This window comes from Martinezella paranaensis (assembly GCF_014200235.1).
GTDB lineage: Bacteria > Pseudomonadota > Alphaproteobacteria > Rhizobiales > Rhizobiaceae > Rhizobium > Rhizobium paranaense.
The window spans coordinates 23,317-40,954 of record NZ_JACHBI010000023.1 but is presented as its reverse complement, the minus strand read 5'-3'; the positions used below and the strand labels follow the sequence as shown (position 1 = coordinate 40,954).

14 protein-coding genes and 1 pseudogene are annotated in these 17,638 nt (G+C 57.5%); 7 read left to right on the top strand and 8 right to left on the bottom strand.

What is annotated here, in order from left to right:
* Positions 1-2: 2 nt before the first annotated feature.
* From GGD50_RS30680 to GGD50_RS30670, 3 genes are all read right to left on the bottom strand, one after another.
* Entirely contained in the window at positions 3-914 is a 912-nt protein-coding gene (locus GGD50_RS30680) for a carbohydrate ABC transporter permease (protein WP_183940941.1), read from the bottom strand.
* Positions 914-2,032 carry a carbohydrate ABC transporter permease gene (locus GGD50_RS30675; RefSeq protein ID WP_183940939.1) on the bottom strand — a complete coding sequence of 373 codons (1,119 nt, stop codon included), beginning with the start codon at positions 2,030-2,032 and terminating at the stop codon, positions 914-916. The genes GGD50_RS30680 and GGD50_RS30675 overlap by 1 nt, the downstream gene beginning before the upstream one ends.
* A gap of 65 nt (positions 2,033-2,097) precedes the next feature.
* The gene (locus GGD50_RS30670; RefSeq protein ID WP_183940937.1) at positions 2,098-3,738 is read right to left on the bottom strand and encodes an extracellular solute-binding protein; all 1,641 of its coding nucleotides are present in this window, start codon (positions 3,736-3,738) and stop codon (positions 2,098-2,100) included.
* A gap of 352 nt (positions 3,739-4,090) precedes the next feature.
* Here GGD50_RS30670 and GGD50_RS30665 point away from each other — a divergent pair, with 352 nt between their 5' ends.
* Positions 4,091-5,158, top strand: a complete 1,068-nt coding sequence (locus GGD50_RS30665; RefSeq protein ID WP_183940935.1) for an ABC transporter ATP-binding protein — start codon at positions 4,091-4,093, stop codon at positions 5,156-5,158.
* A gap of 612 nt (positions 5,159-5,770) precedes the next feature.
* Here the strand turns inward: GGD50_RS30665 and GGD50_RS30660 are convergent.
* On the bottom strand, positions 5,771-6,385 hold the full coding sequence (locus GGD50_RS30660) for a hypothetical protein (protein ID WP_246451638.1): 615 nt from the start codon (positions 6,383-6,385) through the stop codon (positions 5,771-5,773).
* Positions 6,386-7,593: 1,208 nt separating this feature from the next.
* Between GGD50_RS30660 and GGD50_RS30655 the strand changes: the two are divergent.
* From GGD50_RS30655 to ligD (GGD50_RS30640), 4 genes and pseudogenes are all read left to right on the top strand, one after another.
* Positions 7,594-8,204, top strand: a pseudogene (locus tag GGD50_RS30655) (SLC13 family permease); the annotation flags it as partial.
* Positions 8,205-8,747: 543 nt separating this feature from the next.
* Positions 8,748-9,644, top strand: a complete 897-nt coding sequence (gene ku / locus GGD50_RS30650; RefSeq protein ID WP_183940933.1) for a non-homologous end joining protein Ku — start codon at positions 8,748-8,750, stop codon at positions 9,642-9,644.
* Between the two features lie 12 nt (positions 9,645-9,656).
* A complete protein-coding gene (gene ku / locus GGD50_RS30645; RefSeq protein ID WP_183940931.1) occupies positions 9,657-10,475 on the top strand; it encodes a non-homologous end joining protein Ku in 819 nt (272 codons plus the stop codon).
* A 4-nt stretch (positions 10,476-10,479) separates the two neighbouring features.
* A complete protein-coding gene (gene ligD / locus GGD50_RS30640) occupies positions 10,480-11,544 on the top strand; it encodes a non-homologous end-joining DNA ligase (protein WP_183940929.1) in 1,065 nt (354 codons plus the stop codon).
* Between the two features lie 200 nt (positions 11,545-11,744).
* Here ligD (GGD50_RS30640) and GGD50_RS30635 read toward each other — a convergent pair whose 3' ends face one another.
* Positions 11,745-11,996 (bottom strand): hypothetical protein, encoded by a 252-nt coding sequence (locus GGD50_RS30635; RefSeq protein ID WP_107107260.1) that lies wholly within the window; start codon positions 11,994-11,996, stop codon positions 11,745-11,747.
* 54 nt (positions 11,997-12,050) lie between these two features.
* On the bottom strand, positions 12,051-12,518 hold the full coding sequence (locus GGD50_RS30630) for an Hsp20 family protein (protein WP_107107261.1): 468 nt from the start codon (positions 12,516-12,518) through the stop codon (positions 12,051-12,053).
* 467 nt (positions 12,519-12,985) lie between these two features.
* Here GGD50_RS30630 and GGD50_RS33445 point away from each other — a divergent pair, with 467 nt between their 5' ends.
* Entirely contained in the window at positions 12,986-13,297 is a 312-nt protein-coding gene (locus GGD50_RS33445) for a hypothetical protein (RefSeq protein WP_343070041.1), read from the top strand.
* Positions 13,222-13,521: a YidB family protein gene (locus tag GGD50_RS33440; RefSeq protein ID WP_343070044.1), complete on the top strand. Its 300-nt coding sequence runs from the start codon at positions 13,222-13,224 to the stop codon at positions 13,519-13,521. The genes GGD50_RS33445 and GGD50_RS33440 overlap by 76 nt, the downstream gene beginning before the upstream one ends.
* 72 nt (positions 13,522-13,593) lie before the next feature.
* On the opposite strand, the gene ligD (GGD50_RS30620) is transcribed toward GGD50_RS33440, so the two are convergent.
* Positions 13,594-16,239 (bottom strand): DNA ligase D, encoded by a 2,646-nt coding sequence (gene ligD / locus GGD50_RS30620; protein ID WP_107107262.1) that lies wholly within the window; start codon positions 16,237-16,239, stop codon positions 13,594-13,596.
* Between the two features lie 983 nt (positions 16,240-17,222).
* Positions 17,223-17,534, bottom strand: coding sequence for a DUF982 domain-containing protein (locus tag GGD50_RS30615; protein WP_107107263.1), 312 nt, complete (start codon positions 17,532-17,534; stop codon positions 17,223-17,225).
* Between the last annotated feature and the right edge of the window lie 104 nt (positions 17,535-17,638).

The following is a 17,638-nucleotide window of genomic DNA, read 5'->3' as shown; positions in this document are numbered from 1 at the left end:
AGCTACTTCACCGCGCCGGCGGTCATTCCGGCGATGATGTGCTTTTCCAGCACGACGCCGACAAAGACCAGCGGAACAATGCCGGCGGTGGAAAGGGCGGCCATCGACCACCAGTTGATGCCCTGACTGCCTGTTTGGCTGGCGATCATCACCGGCAAGGTATTAGTATTGGTGGAGGTCAGTAGTGCTGCGAAGAAATATTCGTTCCAGCACAGGATCAACGCCAGGAGGAAGGCGGCCACCATGCCCGGCAGGACGAGTGGCACGATAATGCGGGCAAACGCACCCCATATCGATAGGCCATCAACAAGCGCAGCTTCCTCGAGCTCGACAGGCACAGTGGCGAATTGGTCGCGCATGATCCACACGACGATCGGAAGGACCATCAGAGTATAGACGGCGATCATACCTGCATAGGTGTCAAGCAGCGCCAGCTCCTTATAGAGAACCAGAAAGGGAAGTGCCAAAACGACCGGTGGCATGATGAGCTGCGACAGGAAGAAAAAAGAAATATCGGAGTTTCGCATATATCCGAACTTATAGGAAAAGCGGCTGAGGCCGTAAGCGGCGAGCGATCCGAGCACTACCGCGAGAGCTGATGCCGTCACCGAAATGACGACGCTGTTCCACAGCCTGCGCATAAACTCGTCACGCACCGTCGATATTTGGAAAATCGTATCAGGGGAAAGCCCTAACGAACGCCAGCCGAGCCAGCTGGGACTAAAATTGAACCAAGGCACAAGATTGCCCCTCATGACGTCCGCTGCAGTCTTGAACGAGGTCGAAACCGTCCAGAACAACGGGAAGATGCAGACAAACGCCCAGATGACGAGGAGGCCGTAGACGACGAAACGCATGGCCCACCACCGAATGCGTTGGCCGCGTGCGTATTTTTCGAAATCGATCGAAACCATCAGAGCCTTCCTGTCATACGCTTCACGACACGGTCTGAAATCTTCATCAGCAGCGTCATGCCGAAAACGATGATCACGAGATAGACAAGCGCGAGCAGGGTTCCATATCCGACATTTGAACGGTCGCGATATTCGCGATAGATGAAGCTGGTAACGGAATCAGTCGCCCCGCCGGGACCGCCGGCCGTTACCGTGATAATGATGTCGGCGAGTTTCAGCTTGAAGATTATGCGGATCATCACCGTCGTGACGGAAACCGGCAGCATTAGCGGGAAAATGACCTGCCAGAAGCGTTGCCACTTTGTGGCGCCATCAACTTCGGCCGCCTCCAGCACTTCCTTGGACAGGGCCTGCAATCCGGCGAGCAGCATGATCATCATGAAGGGAATGAAGGTCCAGGCATCCATGATGATGATCGATAGCCTCGCCGTCAGCGGATCGCCGAAAAAGGAGGGATTTTCCCAGCCAAGCCAGCGGGCAAAACGCGCAACCGGACCAAAGCGGGTCTCCAGCATCGACTTGCCGACCATCCAGCTCACGGCAACCGGCGACAGCATCAACGGCACCAGGAAGGTTACGCGCCAGAACTTGCGGGCGACGATTTCCTGGTTGAGAAGCAGCGCCAAGCCGAACGCGATCGCGTATTCGACCGCAATCGCCAGGCAATAAAGGATCATGTTGAGCAGCGCGTTGGCATAGAACGGATCCGAGATCATCCGGCGCACATTGTCGAGCCCGTTGAAGCGCCGCCCGGCAGACGAGGCAAGGTTCCAGTCTGAAAAGCCGATCCAGAGCGCGAAGAGCAGCGGGAAGACCACCATTGACACGACGAAAAGCGCGGCCGGCAGCACAAAAAGCGCCTTCTTGCCTGTCTCACCATAAATGACGACGCGAGTAACGCAGAGAACTGCTGCCCAGAGAAAATAGGCATAAAGAACCGGGCGCCAATTCTCGAAGCCCCAACTGGTCCAGCCCAATTCGTGGAAAGCCTGCAATACAAACGATGCTATGAACCATATGGCGCTGAGCCACAGAGCCGTGCGGCCCCAGAAACGACGGCTCGCGGAAATGAAACCGGCTTCGACCGTGTGAAGCAGATCGCCTTGGACTGTAGACATGATATTCCTCGCAGAATAGGCGCCGGCGGAGCCGCTTCCGGCCCGTCGGCGTTTTCTTCAACCGGTCACAGCCCCAGGCTTGTCCGATAGAGTTTCAGCTGGTTATCGCGGCCGATCTGGTCGGTGATCTTTTCCCACGCGGCGGCAATCGCATCAGCGGTTTCCTGGGCCGACTTGTACTTTCCGGCATAACCTTTGGCCAGCTCGTCCTCGGCAACAGAATAATATTGGAAGATGCCGGGGATGCGCGGTTCGATGGCGGCGTTCGGATGGTTGTAGCTGTCGGCGTTCGAACCCAGATAGTCCTGGATATAGGCTCGGTCGTAGCCTGCTTTTTCCCATTCATCATAGTTGAAATTGGACTGACGGTAGGGCTGGAAGCCAGACGGATAAGCCGAAGTCCACAGGGACAAATCCTTCCCACCGAGATGGGCCGCAGCTGACCAGGCCGCCTTGCGCTTCTTTTCGTCGCTGGAGACTCGCTTGGTGACATAGATGCCCCAGCCGAGGTAGGCCATATTCGGCGCTTCGTTATATTTGTTTTCCCACTGCCCGCTCTTGCGGTTATAGACACGATCCGAACCGCGGTTAATGCCGAAGCCGACTACGTCACCTACGACGGAGGTGTCCGAAGTGCGTGCGCTTGACCCAACGTCGCCCCACCACATCAGCATTGAGCCAGTACCTGCCAGGAACTGCGAGAAGGCCGTGGTGCCGGGGTCCGCATTGATCTGATCAGCCGGATAGGCTTTTGCCGCGATCAGATCCAAGACATCCTGGATCGCTTGGACCCATCCGGGGTTGTTGACCAGCGGCTTCATGTTTTCCGGATCGAACAGCCAGGCTGGGTCGCCCGGATATTTGGTGTAGGCCGTCGCGCGGTTCTCGATGAAGTAGAAGCCGAAGCCGCCCCAGCCCTTGAGTGGGTCGAGATAGCCATAAGCCGGCTGGCCCGTCAGCGGGTCCTTCTTGCCGATCAGCTTTTTGGAAACTTCATTGATTTCCTGCCAGGTCTTCGGCGGCTTGGCCATGCCGCTGATCGAGCCTTCACCGAAATAATCTTTACGATAGGCGAAGGTGTGGCAATCGCCGTCGATGGTCACTCGATAGGTTTTGCCACCCCAAGTGCCGACCGGTGGCTTCAGATAACTCACCAAGTCGTCGGACTCGATCTGCTTTCCAACCCAATCTGGCATTTCGTCCAAAAGCCCGCGGCCTGCCGTGTCGCCTTCGAAGGGCGCGCCCATTTCGAGTATGTCGAAGTCGACTGTGCCGGTCGCAATCGACTGCTGAAGGCGGGCATTGTAGTCGGCCTGGGCAAGATCGATCCAATTGATCTTGGCGCCCGTATAGGCCTCCCACGGCTTCAGGAAGCCGCGGAATAGGAAGTTGTGGAGGTTCTGGTTGTTGAGACCCATAAAGGTTAGCTCGACACCGGCAAACTCGCCCTGCTTGACATTGGTCTTGGTCGGGCCGAGACAGAGTTGCCCCACCTTCTGCCAATCTGCATCCGTTGGGGAACCCTTGCCAACACCTGGAATTTGCAGGATCTGAGCGCGCACATCATCGGCCGCGAAAGCCATGCCAGGAATTCCGGCCAATGCGCTCGACACGCCGAGTAGAGCCGCGGCGCTGGCGGTTCCGCGCAAGACGTCGCGGCGGCTTGCCTGATGGCGCATCAGTGCATCATATATTTCCACTTTCATGTCATCCTCCACGTTTATTTGCACTGCCGCCTGATCGGTCTTTGCCGATCGGGCTCCGCCAGTTTTTAAGACTGGCCTCAAGCAGAACTATCTGGTAAGCAAGAAATGAAACGTTTCATATCCTGATTTTGAAAACCGCTCCTCTCAGTCTCCTCGTTGAGGATGAGACGGCGGCCGTAAAAAGTCAATACGAAATGAAACGTTTCACGGAGGAGGTTGCCGGTGCTTTTGAAGCAGAGAAGTCGGGTTGTTTTGCCCGGCTAGATGCACGAAAAATGCACGGCAAGAACAGTGCATAGTCCCGCGACCGCCCGCACAAGAGGTGGTCGCCGGACAAGCAAGTGGGAGCGAGATGGCTGAGGTAGTTATTTCAGGAGCGCAGAAAGCTTACGGCGGCTTAAATGTCCTGCATGGTGTCGACATAGAAATTCGCGACGGCGAGTTTGTGGTGCTCGTCGGTCCGTCTGGTTGCGGCAAATCGACTTTGTTGCGCATGGTCGCAGGGCTCGAAAGCATCACCGGCGGCACCATTTCGATCGGGGCAAGGATCGTCAACAATCTACCGCCGAAGGACCGTGATATCGCGATGGTCTTCCAGAGCTATGCGCTCTATCCGCATAAGACGGTTGCCGAAAACATGGTTTTCGCGCTGCGCCTACAAAGGCAGCCAGCCGACGTCATTAAACAGCGCCTGCAGGCGGCGGCCGAAACACTCGACCTCGTGCCCTATCTGGACCGTTATCCGCGTCAGCTTTCGGGTGGCCAGCGGCAGCGCGTGGCGATGGGCAGAGCGATCGTCAGGTCGCCGCAAGTGTTCCTGTTCGATGAGCCGCTGTCGAATCTCGACGCGAAGCTGCGCGTACAGATGCGCAAGGAGATCAAGGAACTACATCAGCGGCTGAAGACCACCACCATCTATGTCACCCACGACCAAGTCGAAGCGATGACGATGGCCGACAAGATCGTGGTGATGCAGCGCGGCAATGTCGAGCAGATCGGCACACCTCTGGAACTTTACGATCGGCCTGGTAACACGTTCGTCGCAACCTTCATCGGCTCGCCATCGATGAATCTCCTGAAAGGTCGATACAAGGCTGATGGCGCAATCTTCGTCACCGAGACCGGCGATGAGATCGCGCTCGGTTTCACCCCGGACGCCTCCGACGGCCAATCAGTGCTCCTGGGCGTGCGGCCTGAACACTTGTCACTCAATGAGAGCGGCCTGAGGGCGTCTGTCAACGTCACCGAACCTACCGGCCATGAGACGATGGTTTTCTTGCGCTACGGACCTGGCGAGCTTGTCGCAGTGTTTTCCGAACGCCACGATTTTGAACCAGGCCAAGTTGTGACGATAGCGCCCCGCCCAGGCAAGCTTCATCTTTTTGATGCGACATCGGGCAAGACGCTGCGGCCGAGTTGAGCCCAGGACTTTCCGGGCAGCCCGGCAAGCTATCGTCGGCGTCACATAGATTTGCCGCGGGTCCTTTTTGGGGACTGACTTAGCAGGCTTGATCAATTGGCTCTGGGACCGGGCATCGTAAGGTCGGCGCCGTTTTCTCGTTGGGGTCGCGCGATCGGCGAGCTTGGCGCGTTGCCGACCACCTTGCTTCATTGAAACCATTCTCCTCTTTGCGGGTTACAGCTATCGGCAGCTAACGTGATCCAAGTGCTCATCAGGTGTCGTATGATTACGCGGCGAATACTTTTGGCGATGATTGCGGCCATTCCCGCTCTAAAGTATGAGGTTGCCCTCGGAACCAAAACTAGTCGCGAGACCATTGTCCAACTGTAATACCCGCCGCCCGGGCCGCTACACGAGAGCGGCGGGTGCGAGGCGACCCGGCAGTCCGTCGCCTTTAGAAGCTGCTTAGCGATGTCCTTGTCGAGTGCGGCCGCCGCCTAGACTTTGAACTTCGCTGATTTCAACATCCATATCGCCGAGCATGTTTCTGGACACGCTGTGTGTCGCCATCGACCGCCGGCACCCGGCACCCGGCACAGGAAATCTTGGACTAATTGCCATGACTATGGACTATTGTTCTTCTTTAGCTTTCATGAAAACCGCGGCCTCGACATCACAGACACGCAAGCTGTCGCGGAGAGTGCTTTCAAGGTCGGACGATTGCTGCAGTAACTGCAAGAGCTGAAAGCAATCCTGAAGGAACCGGGTGTAGCCCACATTGCTATCGAGATAACCGATCCGGCTCCTGATTACGCTGTCGAGGACGACGCATTTATCGGGAGCAAGGAAACGAGCGACCTTTGAAGCGAACGAAAACCCAAGATGCGGCAGCCTACTTAGCTCGCCGATTGCGAGCGTTACGTCACCGCCTTCGATTGCCTTGGTCGCTGATGCAAGCGATTGCGCAATTCTTGCCCCTCCGGCGACTTCAATTCGGCTGAAGTTTCGCTGGCCCCGTCCCAATTTACAGACTGCCTCGATGAAAGCCAGGGAATCAGCAGCCGGAAAATTTCCCGCAATTAGTTTCGTCGCGCGCTGCTCGACCTTGTCGCTACCTTTATAGCGGTCTCGATGCCGCTCCAAAAGTTTTGGCACCTCACAGGGCGCAAGGCTCATCCGAATGAACGAGAGCTGCCCATCAAGCCGCACAACTGGCATGGTCATTAGCACCAGAACAAAACTCAAATTGGCCCGACGGCCAGTTTACCGCGCCCGGAAATGCGCCTGTAAGTAAGAACACCAGCTCACACACCTCCAAGATCGTATCCCGACAGGACTGCATCGCTACGGATAAGCGTTTACCTCGTGCGAAAGCGCCGGTCACTCAGAGACGTTAATTCACCACGAGGACTTAGACGTGTGAATTAGGGGCCGAGGTAATATTTACAACCCTGCGCTTTTAATTGAGAGATCGTGATTGGAAATCTGCCGTCGTCCAACTAAGCGCATGCTTCGTATCCGAAGCAAACTTCGTGATTGATCCAGTTCGGGAGCCGACGGGTTCGCCGGGCGAAGGCTTTGGGAACCTTTTCGGTGCAACCTCCTCTGGAGCGGCTCGTTTCGCCTTCCACATCCGGCACGACCGGCAACAATGTCTCGTCTTACGCAACCGCGTTCGAGCCCCGATCGACCTTTTGCGCTCGGTGTAAACCTGCTGCGGCAGGCAAAACCTGTGCTCGGGAAGGCGGTTCAGGTTGCACTTGAGAGTTCAGATTTGCTCTACATGGGCCGGCCCCGGGATGGACGGAGGGGCGGCCAACCTGATGCTCCCATCAAGAGAGTTTTCCCCTGTTTAGGTAAGGAGTTCAATTAATCACAATATTCGTTGAAACGAATATATCGAATGGTATTATACAATGGTAGGCACTCCTTTCCACCTACGTGGCTGCTTCTGCAGCCTGACCGGGCCGCCATGTCACACCGAAGGTGGCCCAATTTCTTCATCAAATTCGCCATGAGAAATTGCCAGCGCAGTTTTGGCTCGTCAGCGCAGTGGACCAATTCCTTGTCTGATGGCAGCGGCCATTGGCGACGGTCTCTCGATGCGCAAGAAAGACGGCGTGTTGGTCGACATCAATCCGACGGCGCCCAGGATAATCCGTGGAATGCGTTCCAGACGCTAGCAGCTCGCCTTCGCGACCATGGGGATCAAACACTTGTCGGCGATCGCAGATCTCGCAAGTAAAAGTGTGTTGAGGCGAACTGCTGGCCCCTGGTCCCATTCGCGGAAACCATGGACAGATATCTGACCGCTATCGAGCGCAAACTTGCACCGATCACTACTGGACCCATCTCAACGAGAGAGAGTCACGAGGGAAGCAGAAAGCGTCGGCTTGCGTGGAACTTTTGCCGGCGCACAACATTGAACGGACGCCGCAAGCCTTTGGAGCAGCATGTCTACACAGCAAGCTCTTGCCTTCGGCGTTATCGGTCTCGTGATGATCGTCTTCATCTGGGATCGATTCCGCTATGACATAGTGGCCTGCTGCGCGCTGATCCTGTCGGTTGCGCTCGGAATTGGTCCCTTCGATAAAGCCTTTTCCGGTTTCAGCGACGACATCGTCATCATCGTTGGCAGAGCACTGGTGGTCAGCGCCGGCATGGCTCGCTCAGGTATCGTAGATTCCGCCATCAAGTGCTTTTTTTCCGCGCCTTGAATCGCTTCACATGCAACTGGCGCTCCTGCTGATCGTCGTCGCCCTGCTCTGCGCATTCATCAAGAATATCGGCGCATTGGCGATCATGATGCCGGTCGCTTTCCAGTTTTCCAGGAAGATCGGTATTTCGCCGTCCCGCTATCTGATGCCGATGAGTTTCGCCGCGCTGATCGGCGGATTGATGACGCAGATCGGCACTTCGCCCAACATCGTCGTCTCGCGACTGCGGCAGGAAATAACCGGCACATCGTTCAGCATGTTCGACTTCACGCCCGTCGGTGCGATGCTGAACACTGGTCGGCGTTGCCTTCCTGATCTTCTTCCATTGGCTCGTACCGGAGCGCACTCGACTCCGGTGTTATACTGTTTTTCAAAAACAGTATAACGGTCGAGAGGATGGGTCGCAAGATAGGACGGAGGTCCAGGAAGCGGTGGGTGAACCCACAAGGGCCGATCGAAGCTTTGACGGCAGAAACCCCAAGGCTCTGACAAATATGTGACGTCTGGCCCGCTACGAAAAGGGCCCGTTCAAAGAGTGGGATAAGGTCGGTGGTTCACTCTCTGCCGACTGCGCCATAAGGCGAAAAGGGCTAAGCCTGCTGAAGGGGATCGCGGCGACCCTATAGTAAATACCCCTTGATCTAGGACAAAGCGCTTGTCGGCTCCGGTGTCGATGAGTTCGCGCTTGGTCATATGTTAGTTCTCGTGGTTGCTGTCCCATGGAAAGGCCTTCGGCGCCAAAAAATACCTCCGATTCAAAGACATGATAGGACTCGGAAAGCGAGCGGTGGACAGGCGCCAAGCTATTGACTTTAGATTCTTTTTGACTCGGAACAATAAGTGGAGTGATTCTGTTGACTCGCATTGGTTGCTGGAGGAGTGCGAGTAAAATGGTAGCGCCGAGGGCAAATTGGAAAGGGTACATAAAGTTCGGTGAAGTGGCGTTTCCGGTCGCCCTTTATACTGCCGCATCCTCGTCCGAACGGATCGCCTTCAATACGCTGAATCGAAAGACGGGCAATCGCGTCCGGCGTGAATTCGTCGACAGCGAAACCGGTGATCCGGTCGAGCGCGAGGATCAGGTTAAGGGTTTCGAGATCGAAGATGGGCGGTATGTGGTCCTTGAAGCGGAAGAAGTCGCCGCCGCCGTTCCCGAAAGCGACAAGACGCTGAAGATCGAGGCTTTCATTCCTTGCGACAAAGTCGACGACGTCTATTTCGACAAGCCTTACTACTTTGCCCCCGACAAGATGGGCAGCGATGCGTTCAAGCTGCTACGCGATGGCATGAAAAAATCCAACGTCGCCGCGATCGCCCGGACGGTCCTCTTCCGCCGTTTGCGTACGCTCCTGATCCGTCCGCACGGCAAAGGATTGGTCGGTTCCACCTTGAACTTCGACTACGAGGTCCGCTCGTCCGAAAAGGCCTTCGACGAAATGCCCGATCTGAAGATCGAGGGCGAGATGCTGGAGCTTGCCAAGCACATCCTCAGCACTAAGAAGGGCATCTTCGATCCGAAGCAGTTCGATGACCGCTATGAAGAGGCTGTCGCCGAACTGGTGAAGGCCAAGATCGAGGGCCGCACACTGCCGAAGAAGAAGGCGCCCCCGGCTTCGAAGCCGAGCGACCTGCTGCAGGCGCTGCGCGAGAGCGCCGGCATGTCCGCACCCGCAAAGACAAAGCCCACGGCCGCCAATGTCAATGCCGGCAAGAGCAGACAAAAGACCGCGCGGGCAACTGCATCGAAACCGCGCAGCTCCGGCGGCCAGCACCGGCGCGCCGGGTAATAGGAGGATGCCATGGCGATCCGTCCCTACTGGAAAGGTTATCTGAAACTCTCGCTCGTCACCTGCCCGGTGCAGATGATGCCAGCCACCTCCGAAAACGAGAAGGTCCGCTTTCACACGCTAAACAGGCAGACGCAGAACCGCGTCGTCAGCCACTATGTCGATTCCGTCACCGGCAAGGAGGTCAAGGAGCAGGACGAAGTCAAAGGCTACCAGCGCGGGGAAAATGAATATGTGATCCTCGAAGACGAGGAGTTGGAGAACGTCGCGCTCGAAAGCACCAAGACGATCGACATCGAGATCTTCGCGCCGCGCGACAGCGTCGAACGGATCTGGCTCGATACCCCGTATTATCTTTCGCCAGACGATCCGGTCGGCCTGGAGGCGTTTTCGGTCATTCGCGACGCGATGGCGGCCGAGAACATGGTTGGCATTTCTCGGCTGGTCATTTCCCGCCGCGAACGGGCCGTCATGCTGGAGCCGCGCGGCAAGGGTATCGTGCTCTGGACGCTGCGTTACGGCGACGAAGTACGGGATGCGAACACGTATTTCGAGCAGGTGGACGATGAACCTGCCGATAGTCAGATGATGCCGCTCGTGCTGCAATTGATCAAGAAACAGACTCAGCCCTGGAGCCCGAAAATGGCCTCGGACCCGGTTCAGGATAAGCTGCTCGACATTATCGCGGCCAAGAAGAAGCAGATGAAGAAGCCGGTCAAGTCGAAGCCCAAGGGCAAGGAAAAGGCTGAACCGGAACCGAGCAATGTCATCAATATCATGGATGCTCTGCGCAAATCCGTAGACGCTGAAAACCGCTCCGGCAGGCACTGAAGCAATGATCCGACCGCGCCTGCCTTCCGCCGCCCTTCTGCGTGACGCGAATTCGACAATTCAGTCGCGGCCAATCCGGCGGCGCGACCCCGATCAACCAAGCCTGCCCTTTGATCCGATGCCTTCGCGCGTGGAGCCCTGCCTGGCGCTGCTAAAGCCAACCGTGCCGCAAGGCCCGGATTGGCTTTACGAGGTGAAGTGGGATGGTTACCGGTTGGCGATCCACATCGAACCGAAGAGTATTCGGATCCTCACGCGTGGCGGCCATGACTGGACGCACCGCTTTCCAGCAATCGCAGCCGCGGCAAGAGACCTCGGGCTTACAACGGCTATTCTCGACGGAGAGGCCGTTGTCCTTGACGAACAAGGCCGGTCGGATTTCGGTGCCCTGCAGCACTCGCTCGGCGGCCGCGGCGGCAAACGCATCTCGACCGAGTCGATCCTCTACGCCTTTGACTTGCTTTATCTGGATGGTCACGACCTCACCCGCACCGAACTCTCGCTGCGCCGTCACCTGCTTGAAGGTTTGATACCGGAGAACGCCGATGGTGCCCTGCGGCTTTCGGAGGAACTACAGTTCGATGGCGAGGCACTACTGGACTACGCATGTCACCATGGTTTGGAGGGCGTCATCGCCAAGCATCGCGATCGGCCCTACCGCAGCGGCCGCCTCGGCGACTGGCTGAAGATCAAATGCGTTCAGAGCGAAAGCTTCATGATCGTCGGTTACGAGCAGTCCGCCACCACGCGCGGGGGTCTCGGAAGTCTTTTGCTTGCCGGACGGAAAGCTCACGACTGGATCTACGTCGGATCCGTCGGAACGGGCTTTAATCGGAAAGAAGCCGAAGAGCTGCGCAGGACGTTGGATAGGCTCAAGACGAACAAGCCAGTCGTGCCGGTGAAAGGCAAACGCCTGGTCTTCGCGCAACCGACATTGATTGCCGAGATCGAGTTTCGTGGCTGGACGAATGAGGGGAACCTGCGTCATCCGTCCTACAAGGGCCTGCGTGAGGTTCAGGACAATGCCGCCGTCTTCAATATGACGAATGCGCCGTCTACGGCAAAATGACGTTCTGAAATTCGTCCCCAGCTATGATGGGCGTGCGCACGATCCGTTCACGGTCCGTCGCTTTTGGGTGATACAGAAGTCCCCGCATCACGATCTGCAACCGCGCGCCGATAGATCGCCACAGAGCGCGCGTGCGGCAAGTCCGTGGTTGCGAGGAGGCATCGAGAAGGTCGCCCGGCATCCCGGGCGACCCCGTGACACTATCTTGATACAGTTGTCCTCGGCTTGGCGCGTCCGAACAGGCCGCGTGCGCTCTCGACCATCAGTTTGAGGTGAGCGGGATCATGGACACCCTGCCGATAGAGCTCAATCACGATGGCTCCGATGCGCTCGGCCTCTTCGCAGTCCTTGGCCATCCCGATCTCCCTTAGCAGTTCGTCGAAGACGACCTGGCAGGCAGCGAGGTCGCGGGCATCGAGGAAAACCGCCTTTTGAATGTCGATCGTTTTCATTTCGAGGTCTCTGACTGAGAGGTGCCGCCCGAGAGCGAGCGGCACTCACTGTCCTTAGGCAACCTGTTTTTCGGCGTCGATCTGAAGCGGCGTTGCCTGCGGCTGGCTGCCGATCTCGATCTTGCGCGGCTTCATAGCGTCCGGGATTTCGCGCTTTAGATCGATGCTCAGAAGGCCATTCGTCAACGCGGCATTCTCAACTCTGACATGGTCGGCCAGTTCGAACCGGCGCTCGAAAGCGCGCCCGGCAATGCCCCTGTGCAGATATTCGCCGTCTTTCTGTTCGGCCTTTTGGCCCTTCACGATAAGCACGTTTCGCTCCTGCGTGATGTCTAGGTCGGCATCTGCGAACCCAGCGACAGCCATCTGGATGCGATAGTCATCCTCACCCGTCTTGATGATGTCGTAAGGCGGCCAGGTCTCGACGGCCTGCAGGCGCTGGGCACTGTTGAGGAGATTGAACACCCGGTCAAAGCCAATGCTGGACCGATAGAGCGGTGCGAAGTCGAAGTCGTTTCTCATAACCAAATCCTCCGTAAAGCGAGATGGAAAGGAGACGCGTCGGAAACCTGCGTCTCCGGCTTTCCGGCCCCCACCTGGGCTGCCGGTAGTATCGATTTGGTTTGTGCTTTTTTCAGATTCAAGACGGTCCTCGAAAATTTTTTATCACCGGATTGCCGGACTGATGCACGTCCCTTTTCGCCATTCGATTGTGGGCCCGCTTGTCTAGCAGACCCCTCTCAACTGACGGTTTTTCATTACGAAAGCGACAGCCTCGCCGGCACTTAATCTAAGCGATGATGATGTGAACGTGGGGCCACAGCGGAAACGACGCGCCATCTTCGTAGCGTTCGGCCATCGAGCTTCTAAGGCATCCAGGAACGACGCCGCAGTCTTCGACATGGGCGAGAAGCCGAGCGGAACATTGTGACCGACGACTAGTTTCCTGAGAACCCATCCCAATCGCTTAGGAGATGTCCCGTGGACCATTGACCGCACTGCTCGCCGTGTTGGCCCTCGCCGGCTACCAGAACCACGATAAGATAGCGGAAGTTTTAAAGGGAATTGGACAGCGCGCACAAAGCGGCCAGACCGGCGCAGAAGGAAAGCTGTCTGGCACTGGCGGGATTGGCGACCTGCTCGGCAATCTCGCGCGCGGCGGAGGGCTCGGCGATCTTTTTGGCAGCAGTGCGGCCGGAGGCATCCTGAGCGGCTCGGAGGTCTTCTGGAGCAGTTCCAACGCAACGGTCAGGGCGACAAAGTCGAATCCTGGGTCAGCACAGGCGACAACAAGCCGATAAATGATCAGGAGCTGAGCCAGGCACTCGGCGACGAAACTCTCAACGAGCTTGCAGCCAAGACCGGCCTCTCGCGGCAGGAAATTCTGAGCCGATTGTCTCGGGATCTTCCGCAGGCGGTGAACGAATTGACCCCGAACGGCAACGTGCCGACGGAAAAGCAGGCTGATGCATGGACCTCAGCGCAACCTTCGTCCGACCCCAATCCAGGCGGCACCTTCGCCTGACGTTTGTAGCAAAGGTGAGCGGCCGACCCCGTCGCGAGTGCTCGCGCGCCGTTCCGGAAGGCACGTTGAAAATTACGCTGCCGGTCTTGATTTGCCGAGACGCTTAATGGCCTGTTCGAGCGGCCGCTCGCCATCACAATAGTCCTTCCAGGCCGAGCTTTTGGCAAGAAGCGCCGGCACCGTGCGGATGGTGAAGCGCTTTGGATCGAGATCGGATTTCACTTGCGCCCAGGTTAGCGGCATCGACACGGTGGCACCGGCCCGGGCGCGCGGCGACAAGGGCGCAACAGCGGTCGACATGCGATCGTTGCGCAGATAGTCGAGGAAGATGCGGCCGCCTCTCAGACTCTTCGTCATCTTGATGAGATAAAGATCGGGATTGTCCCGTGCCATCTGCTGACAGACATCGTGGGCAAACCCCTTTGCTTCAGCCCAGGAGAGCGGCTTGCGCTTATTGACGCTCAGCGGGGTGACGACATGCAGGCCCTTGCCACCCGTCGTTTTGCAGAAGCTGATCAGTCCCAATTCGTCCAGTCGGTCGCGCATTTCGCGGGCAGTGGCAACTACCGTCGAGAATGGCACGTCCGGACCCGGATCAAGATCGAAAACAAGGCGGCCGGGCACTTCTGGCTGACCGGGTTCGCAGTTCCAGGGATGGAGCTCGACGGCGGCGACCTGCGCAACAGCAGCAAGCCCCTCGATTCGATCGATCTGTAGATAGGGCTTCTTGTCGCCGAACACCTTGACCAGATCGAGCAAGTTCGATTGCCCCGGCATTGCATGGCGCTGAAAGAATTGCTCCCCGGCAATTCCATCCGGCGCTCGGATGATGGAGCATGGCCTGCCCCTGATATGCTCGATCATCCACGATCCCACCGCCTCATAATATCGCCCAAGGTCCTCCTTACTGACGGGTTTATCATCGTTGGCGTCAGGCCATAGTGGCTTATCCGGATTGGAGATCAGCACGCCCATGACGTCGGCCTTCGCCCCTTTCCGTCGCGCCGGCTTTGCCTTGGCATGCGGAGCCGGTTCTGGAACGTCTGCCTCCGCGGGGGGCGCCGGCCGTTCGGCCTCGACTTCTTTGGCCGGCTTGTCTTCGCGCAGCCCTTTGAACGCTGCCTGGCGAACGAGACCGTCGGTCGTCCACCCCGCGAACTCGATTTCGGCGACGAGCTCTGGCTTCAGCCAGACGACTTCGGGTTCTTTCTTCGGCGCCCCGATGCCGGTGAACGGCGATTTCGTGGCCTCCAGCGCCTTCAGCTTCGGCAGTAGCGTTTCGACTTTCTTTACGCCGTAGCCAGTTCCGACGCGGCCGACGTAGACGAAGCGGTCGCCACGATAAACACCCGCCAATAAGGACCGGAATTTGCCGTTGGTCTTAGCATAAGCGCCGATCACCACCTCATGGCCGGCACGGCATTTTGACTTCGCCCAGGTGTCCGTGCGGCCAGACTGATATAGCGCATTCGCCTTCTTGGAGATGATGCCTTCGAGCGAGAGTTTGCAGGCGGACCGCAAGACAGCATCGCCGCCGGTCTCATAATGTTCGACGAACCGGATTCGCAGATCGCCGCCTGCTTTGATGAGCAGCTCCTGCAATCGCGCCTTGCGCTCAATAAGAGGCCGGGAACGTAGATTCTCGCTGCCGTCATAAAGCAGATCAAAGGCAAAGTAGACGAGACTTCCGGTCTTCCCCTCCGAGAGGGCCGCCTGCAGGCAGGCGAAATCCGGCGCACCATGATCGTCGAGCGCGCAGATCTCACCGTCGATGATGCAGTCCGGCAGCGTCGACGCTGCTTCGGCAATCTCGGGATATTTGCCGGTCCAGTCGAGCCCTTTTCTGGTCTTCAGCGTAACGTCGCCATCGAGCACACGCATCTGGATGCGGTACCCGTCGAACTTGATCTCATGGATCCAGCCCGAGCCGGGCGGCGGACGCTGCTGGGTTTCGCAAAGCTGCGGCGCAATGAAATCCGGAATGTGGACAGGCGTGACCGTGTTGGCCTTTTTGCCGCTCCTCGCTTCCGATCTCCGCTTTTCGGCGGCAAGGCCATGATTGCTGTCCCACACCGCGTCGGCCTCGATAGTTCTGCCTTCGACCATGAACGGTCGCGGCTTTCGGCCCTTGCCCGCGGCGATCATCTCCATCGTTCGTCCCGACGCCACCGAGGTGGCATTCTCCTCTAAGATCTCGGCGCCATCCTCCTCGACGGAAAATTCATCGTGGTGCTTGATCAACAGCCAGTTGGTGCGTTTGCCGCGATCACGATCGTTGCGCATCCGCACGAGCACGAAACTTCCATGCAGACGTTTGCCCTCCAGAGTGAACTTGAAGTCGCCTTTGACCAGCGCCTGTTCTGGGCTCTTTCTCGCTCCAGGCTCCCAATAGCCGCGGTCCCAGAGCATCACTGTGCCGCCACCATATTGACCTTTCGGGATGGTGCCTTCAAAGTCGCCGTAGTCGAGTGGATGGTCCTCAACCTCGACCGCCAGCCGCTTGTCGTGCGGATCGAGGGATGGTCCTTTAGTGACGGCCCAGCTTTTGAACACGCCATCGAGCTCGAGCCGCAGATCGTAGTGCAGGCGTGTGGCGTCATGCTTCTGAATAACGAAGCGCCGGCGGTTAGTCTTCTTGATCGGCCTCTTGCCGCTCGGCTCAGCGGTCTTCTGAAAGTCGCGTTTGGATCTGTAAGTCGATAACTTATCGCTGGCCATGGCTGGTTCTCAAATGTGCCGTCGTGAAACGGAAAAGCCAATCAAGGCGTTGTTGTTCCCGTGGCAGATACCTCAGCCTGTCTGATGGCGAGGAATACTGTCATGAAGCGGGCATTGAGGTGACCTTTCTTAACCTCGACGCCGATGTCTGCTCGAGCCGGCTTGGCATGTCGCTCCTTCGCGATCACTGAGGCTAACCCAGGGAGGCGGAAGAATTCGCTTGGCTTACGATCTCAATGCTTCGATTACTGAGGTTTTTGCGGACCGCGATCTGAAACGGCACACACCTCAGTGGATATTAATCTCGCATCTCTGACACGGGAGGTTTGCCCTGGTTTAACCCGGCGGCGGCCGATCTATTCACCATGCCGAAGCATCGACCCCCGCAACGGCCGGGAGTGCCAGAGCAATCCTTCGTGGGAATGTGGGACTCCCGTTATCGAGACCGGTTTCGAGACCGGAGTAAAGGGATCAACTGCCGCGACGTAAAACCGCGGCCTCAAAGTCTTCCTGCATCATTGAGGCAATTTGGCAAAAGAAACCAGAACATTCGCAGGCAAATCTGTTTCCCATAAGACTCGCGCCCATCCGAGCCGGAACTTGCAGACTTCACCATGGTTAGGCTCCTGTTTGCTCGACCAGGAGTCCGTCTTGCCCCTTTTCACCCTATTGTTCGGCCGCCGGCTCGCCAATCGCGAGCATGAAGACAAGAAGATCGGCTGGATAGAGGCAGTGCCGGCGCTGGGTCTGGATGGCCTTGGTTCATGTTCTTGCGGCCCCGAAGCGGCTCTGACTATCTTGATACCGCTCGGCACGCTTGGTTTTGCCTATCATCGCCGTTCTTGTCATCCTATACTTTTCCTATCGGCAGAGACTCGCGGCTTATCCAACCAACGGCGGAGCCTATACTGTCGCCAGGGAAAATCTGGGAGGAACTAGAGCACAGGTCCCGCATCGAGCCGAGCGGGACCTAAGATGCCACATTAAATCGCACTGATCCGTTTGGCTGCGGCTGGGTAAGTATGCGGCTTCATTTTTGACGTGGTCATCACGGTTGCCATTCCCGCTTCAAGGCAAGCGGCCATGAATGCTTCCCGAGCGATCAGCGCCGGAATGGCGCCATTGAGTGCACCGCGACAGGTTTTCATGGCACGCTTGTGGCGCTCTCCATGTCGCAATGGCCATTCGTTCTCGAGAAAATCCAGCGCATCATAGACGCCGGTGAAGGTGCGTTCCAAACCGCACTGGAGGCGGATCGTTACCGGACGATCCCACGGAATATCGTTCAGCGGCATTTTCTTCCTCCTTTCCATGCCACTCATAAGCCTGAAAATGATATTGGAACTGCTCGCCGAGCCTTCAAGGGCCTATCGCGATCTCGTGCTCAGGCGGCGTTTGC

Excerpts from the sequence above, each read along its gene's own strand:
- GGD50_RS30665 (WP_183940935.1), top strand. The coding sequence starts at position 4,091 with ATGGCTGAGGTAGTTATTTCAGGAGCGCAGAAAGCTTACGGCGGCTTA.
- GGD50_RS30630 (WP_107107261.1), bottom strand. The coding sequence starts at position 12,518 with ATGAGAAACGACTTCGACTTCGCACCGCTCTATCGGTCCAGCATTGGC.
- ku (WP_183940933.1), top strand. The coding sequence starts at position 8,748 with ATGGTAGCGCCGAGGGCAAATTGGAAAGGGTACATAAAGTTCGGTGAA.
- ligD (WP_107107262.1), bottom strand. The coding sequence starts at position 16,239 with ATGGCCAGCGATAAGTTATCGACTTACAGATCCAAACGCGACTTTCAG.
- ku (WP_183940931.1), top strand. The coding sequence starts at position 9,657 with ATGGCGATCCGTCCCTACTGGAAAGGTTATCTGAAACTCTCGCTCGTC.
- GGD50_RS30615 (WP_107107263.1), bottom strand. The coding sequence starts at position 17,534 with ATGCCGCTGAACGATATTCCGTGGGATCGTCCGGTAACGATCCGCCTC.
- GGD50_RS30675 (WP_183940939.1), bottom strand. The coding sequence starts at position 2,032 with ATGTCTACAGTCCAAGGCGATCTGCTTCACACGGTCGAAGCCGGTTTC.
- ligD (WP_183940929.1), top strand. The coding sequence starts at position 10,480 with ATGATCCGACCGCGCCTGCCTTCCGCCGCCCTTCTGCGTGACGCGAAT.
- GGD50_RS30680 (WP_183940941.1), bottom strand. The coding sequence starts at position 914 with ATGGTTTCGATCGATTTCGAAAAATACGCACGCGGCCAACGCATTCGG.
- GGD50_RS30635 (WP_107107260.1), bottom strand. The coding sequence starts at position 11,996 with ATGAAAACGATCGACATTCAAAAGGCGGTTTTCCTCGATGCCCGCGAC.
- GGD50_RS30670 (WP_183940937.1), bottom strand. The coding sequence starts at position 3,738 with ATGAAAGTGGAAATATATGATGCACTGATGCGCCATCAGGCAAGCCGC.